The sequence below is a fragment of the Nocardioides pacificus genome, assembly GCF_054775955.1.
In genome coordinates this window covers 1-5,337 of the sequence record NZ_BAAHCI010000013.1, presented here as the reverse complement: position 1 = coordinate 5,337, position 5,337 = coordinate 1, and the positions used below count along the sequence as shown (strand labels likewise).

4 protein-coding genes are annotated in these 5,337 nt (G+C 67.5%); all 4 read right to left on the bottom strand.

Features of this window, described 5'->3' with window-relative positions; genetic code table 11:
• On the bottom strand, nucleotides 1-1,238 hold a 1,238-nt coding region (locus ACYU7L_RS16535), incomplete at its 3' end, for a methyl-accepting chemotaxis protein (RefSeq protein ID WP_460798872.1).
• 132 nt (nucleotides 1,239-1,370) lie between these two features.
• Nucleotides 1,371-2,981: a methyl-accepting chemotaxis protein gene (locus tag ACYU7L_RS16530; RefSeq protein WP_460798869.1), complete on the bottom strand. Its 1,611-nt coding sequence runs from the start codon at nucleotides 2,979-2,981 to the stop codon at nucleotides 1,371-1,373.
• A 189-nt stretch (nucleotides 2,982-3,170) separates the two neighbouring features.
• Complete coding sequence (locus tag ACYU7L_RS16525; RefSeq protein ID WP_460798866.1) at nucleotides 3,171-4,814, bottom strand: methyl-accepting chemotaxis protein; 1,644 nt, start codon at nucleotides 4,812-4,814, stop codon at nucleotides 3,171-3,173.
• Between the two features lie 100 nt (nucleotides 4,815-4,914).
• Nucleotides 4,915-5,337 (bottom strand): methyl-accepting chemotaxis protein (locus ACYU7L_RS16520; RefSeq protein WP_460798863.1); only part of this gene is annotated, 423 nt, incomplete at its 5' end.

Sequence of the window (5,337 nt, the reverse complement as noted above, 5' to 3'; positions counted from 1 at the left end):
TTGCCCGCCTCACCAGCACGAGCAGCCTCGATCGTCGCGTTCAACGCCAACAGATTCGTCTGCTCCGCGATCGAGTTGATCACCTTGATCACATTCCCGATCTCGGCCGAGGACTCACCCAGCTTCGCGACGGTGGCGTTGGTGGCCTCGGCCACGGTCACCGCCTGCGCCGCCACCTCAGCAGCGTCCGAGGCGTTCTTCGCGATCTCACGAATCGACGCCGACATCTCCTCGGTCCCCGTCGCCACCGTCTGCACGTTGTGCGACACCTGCTCCGCAGCAGCAGACACCAGATTCGCCTGCTCCGCAGACTCCCCCGCCGAACCCGTCATCTGAGCCGACACCGCCGAGAGCTCCTCCGACGCCGACGACAACGCCTGCGCATTCCCACCGATCGCGCTCATCGAATCGGCGAGCATCTCGGTGACCTCGTTGAGGGCTCGGCCGAGCTGGGCGACCTCGTCCTTGCCCTCGACCTCGGCTCGCTCGTCGAGGCGGCCCGTGGCGACGACCTGCAGGGTGTTCACCAGGCGGCTCAGCGGCCGGGTGATGGAGCGGGTGACCAGGATCAGCAGGGCGACGGTCAGCAGCAGTCCCAGGACGAGGCTGGCGAGGACGAGACGACTCCCCGTCTTCAGGGCCGCCTCCCGGTCCTTCTCGAGCTTCGCCACCCGGGTGTCGATCGCCTCGTCGAACGCGTCGGCTGCCTCGAGAACCGCGCTGTAGGCGGCGCCCGCCTCGCCATCGTTGATGCTGTCCATCACCTCGGGCAGGGCCCGCATGCCGCCGTCGGTGAGGGCGTTGCGGACCAGCTCCTCGTCCGCGACGAAGAACTGCTCGAACTGACTCTCCACCTCGTCGATGTAGCCCGCCTCCTGCGAGGTGAGGGGCGAGCGGTCCACCGCAGCGAAGAACTCGTCGGCGCTCTGGGCGGAGGCGTCGAAGCCCTCGAGGTTGTAGGAGCCCTCGTCGGCGAACCTCTTCGCTCCGTAGGCCGCGAAGTCCGAGACGTAGAGCCCCTGCCAGCCGGTGACGTCCTGGATCATGATCCGGATGTCGTCCCCGAGCTGCTGGGCCTCGCGGGCCTCCTCGACACGCGAGTCGAAGTCGTCGGCCTCGCCCTGGGTGTGGGAGTTGATCGCGACCACGCCGCCGATGACGATGCCGCACACCGCGAACACGGCCCCGAGACGGGTGCCGATCCGCAGCTCGTGCAGGGACGTGGTCAGCTTCTTCATGACTCTCCTCGACGGACAACAGGGTTGCGAGCGCCACGGCTCGCGGCGGACGACACCTGTTCCATCGGCAGCGCGGCCCCGATCCTGAACAGTCAGGGTCGGGGCCGCGCTCATGATCGTGGGGAGGACCGATCAGTAGCGGAACTGGCCCACCAGGGTCTGCATCTCCGCCGCCATCCGCGACAGCTCCTGCGCCGCAGCAGCCGTGTCCGACGCACCACTGGTCGTGTCCGACGCAGCCCGCGCCACCGACGTGATGTTCGCAGCGATCTGCGACGAACCCGTCGCCGCCTCACTCACATTGCGACCCATCTCATTCGTCGTCGCCGTCTGCTCCTCCACCGCCGAAGCGATAGTGGTCTGGGTGTCGTTGATCGAAGCGATGATGTGCCCGATCTCAGCGATCGCCGCGACAGCCGCCGCGGTGTCGGCCTGGATCGCCTCGATCCGCGAACCGATGTCCTCGGTCGCCTTGCCCGTCTCCTGAGCCAGCTCCTTGACCTCGTTGGCCACCACCGCGAACCCCTTGCCCGCCTCACCAGCACGAGCAGCCTCGATCGTCGCGTTCAACGCCAACAGATTCGTCTGCTCCGCGATCGAGTTGATCACCTTGATCACATTCCCGATCTCAGCCGAGGACTCACCCAGCTTCGCGACGGTGGCGTTGGTGGCCTCAGCCACCGTCACCGCCTGCGCCGCCACCTCAGCAGCATCCGAGGCGTTCTTCGCGATCTCACGAATCGACGCCGACATCTCCTCAGTCCCCGTCGCCACCGTCTGCACGTTGTGCGACACCTGCTCCGCAGCAGCAGACACCAGATTCGCCTGCTCCGCAGACTCCCCCGCCGAACCCGTCATCTGAGCCGACACCGCCGAGAGCTCCTCCGACGCCGACGACAACGCCTGCGCATTCCCACCCATCGCCGCCATCGACTCACGCAACATCCCCAGCGCCGTGTTCAACGCCGTACCCATCCGACCCACCTCATCGGTCGAGTCGACTTCGAGCTCCTGCGACAGATCACCTGCCGCCACCGCCTCCAACACCGTCACCGTGCGGCCCAGCGGACGGGCGATGGCACGGCCGATAGCCAGGGCCACGCCGATGGCCAGGAGGACCGCGATGCCGATCAGGACGATGACCAGGAAGCGGGCCGAGGCGTACGACGCCTGGGCGTCCGCGATGACCTGCTCGGCGATCTGCTGCTCCTTCAGGGCGAGGGCGTCGAGCGCAGCGAAGACCTCGTCGCCGACCGGCGTGAGCTCCTGCTCCCGCACGGCGGTGAACTCCCGGATCCGATCCTGCTCGAGGAGCGGCAGGACCTGGTCCTCACGGATGGAGCGGTACTTCGCGATGGCGCCCTCGAACGCGTCGACCTCGGCCTCGCGCCCCTCGGTTCCGGACGCGAGGTAGTCCGCCCAGATCTCCCGCACCCGCTCCCCCGACTCGGACAGGGAGGTGAGCGCCGCTTCGCGTGCCGCTCCCTGGCTCGTCCCGGCCACGAGCAGGTCATAGCGCGCGACACTCTGCTCGTAGCGGACGTCGCCGAGGTGGCCGATCCCCAGAGTGTTGTCGTCGTAGAGGGACTCCAGGTTGCCCTGGACGGTCCCGAGCTGGACGATTCCCACGATCCCCACGATGAAGGTCAGCAAGGCAGCGACCGCGAAGCCTGTCATCAGCTTGGCGGTGGTCCGCAAGTTGCGGAATGTAGCTCCCACGCGGACGCGCGACGATGAGCTCATGATGGGTTCCTCCGATGTCCGGGCACGCACCTCGGACTTCGGTCCATCCGGCACGTCCTGCCGTTGCCCCCGTGGCAACGACCACCTTTCTCATCGGCAGCGAGAGTAAAAACTTGAGTTGACCAAAGTCCTGCAGATGCAGGACGCCCGTCCCGGCCGAGGCCGAGACGGGCGTGCCGCGAGCGTGTCTCAGTAACGGAACTGGCTCACCAGGGTCTGCATCTCCGCCGCCATCCGCGACAGCTCCTGCGCCGCAGCAGCCGTGTCCGACGCACCACTGGTCGTGTCCGAGGCAGCCCGCGCCACCGACGTGATGTTCGCAGCGATCTGCGACGAACCCGTCGCCGCCTCACTCACATTGCGACCCATCTCATTCGTCGTCGCGGTCTGCTCCTCCACCGCCGAAGCGATGGTGGTCTGGGTGTCGTTGATCGAAGCGATGATGTGCCCGATCTCAGCGATCGCCGCGACAGCCGCCGCGGTGTCGGCCTGGATCGCCTCGATCCGCGAACCGATGTCCTCGGTCGCCTTGCCCGTCTCCTGAGCCAGCTCCTTGACCTCGTTGGCCACCACCGCGAACCCCTTGCCCGCCTCACCAGCACGAGCAGCCTCGATCGTCGCGTTCAACGCCAACAGATTCGTCTGCTCCGCGATCGAGTTGATCACCTTGATCACATTCCCGATCTCGGCCGAGGACTCACCCAGCTTCGCGACGGTGGCGTTGGTGGCCTCAGCCACCGTCACCGCCTGCGCCGCCACCTCAGCAGCATCCGAGGCGTTCTTCGCGATCTCACGAATCGACGCCGACATCTCCTCGGTCCCCGTCGCCACCGTCTGCACGTTGTGCGACACCTGCTCCGCAGCAGCAGACACCAGATTCGCCTGCTCCGCAGACTCACCCGCCGAACCCGTCATCTGAGCCGACACCGCCGAGAGCTCCTCCGACGCCGACGACAACGCCTGCGCATTCCCACCCATCGCCGCCATCACCTCACCGATGGCGCGCTGCGCGACCTTCAGCTCGTGGGCCATCAGGCCGACCTCGTCGCGGCTCTCGACCTCGGGGGTGACGGTGAGATCCCCGTGCGCCATCGCTCGCACGCTGCGACTCACCGCGCCGATGCCCGCGAGCATCCGCCGGGTGACCCAGCGGATCGCCAGGCCGGCCAGGAGCAGCGCCACCACGAAGAGCGAGAGTGCGATGAGACGGGCGCGGTCACCCGCCGCCGCCTGCGCCTGACGGGTCTCCTCCGCGCGCTCGTCGACCGACTCCCCCATCTCAGCGGTGAGCTCCAGGATCACCCCGTAGATCGCGTAGCCATCGTCGACGATCGTCGCGTCCGCGGCGTCGACATCGGCAGCCGTTCCGCGGGCGTACTGATCCGCGACCCGATCGTCGATGGCGAAGAACTCGTCCCACAGGCCGGCGATCTCCTCGTAGGCCGTGCGCTCATCGGCGTCCATCAGGTCGACCGGCACGGCATCGAGCGTCGCGCGCAGACCATCGGCCGACTCCAGGTAGCCCGCACGGTTCGGGTTGTCCGCCGCGACGGCTTGCCCCGGCTTCATCTTGCGTGCGTCCCAGGCATAGGCGGTCTGCCAGCCGGTCACGTCGGCGTTGTAGAAGCGGATGTCTTCCACGGCCCCGGCCAGCTCGGTGAGCCGCTCGAGGTCCGCGGTCCGGTTCTCCGCCCGGTCCAGGGCCACCCACGACGTCGTTCCCACTGCGAAGGCCGCGAAGACACCTGCGGCCCCGACCAGGGTGATCTTCGAGCGCAGTCCGAAGCGGCTGCGGATCGGGTCGGCGTCTGTGCTCATGGTCGTGGTCGTCATGGTTGGCCCATCGGCTCGGCGACGTCAGCCCTGAGCAGAATGGGGGCCGAAGCAGAAAGGGCCCTGTTCCCAGTGGGGAACAGGGCCTTTCCTCGTCTGCTCAGTAGCGGAACTGGCCCACCAGGGTCTGCATCTCCGCCGCCATCCGCGACAGCTCCTGCGCCGCAGCAGCCGTGTCCGACGCACCACTGGTCGTGTCCGACGCAGCCCGCGCCACCGACGTGATGTTCGCAGCGATCTGCGACGAACCCGTCGCCGCCTCACTCACATTGCGACCCATCTCATTCGTCGTCGCGGTCTGCTCCTCCACCGCCGAAGCGATAGTGGTCTGGGTGTCGTTGATCGAAGCGATGATGTGCCCGATCTCAGCGATCGCCGCGACAGCCGCCGCGGTGTCGGCCTGGATCGCCTCGATCCGTGAACCGATGTCCTCGGTCGCCTTGCCCGTCTCCTGAGCCAGCTCCTTGACCTCGTTGGCCACCACCGCGAACCCCTTGCCCGCCTCACCAGCACGAGCAGCCTC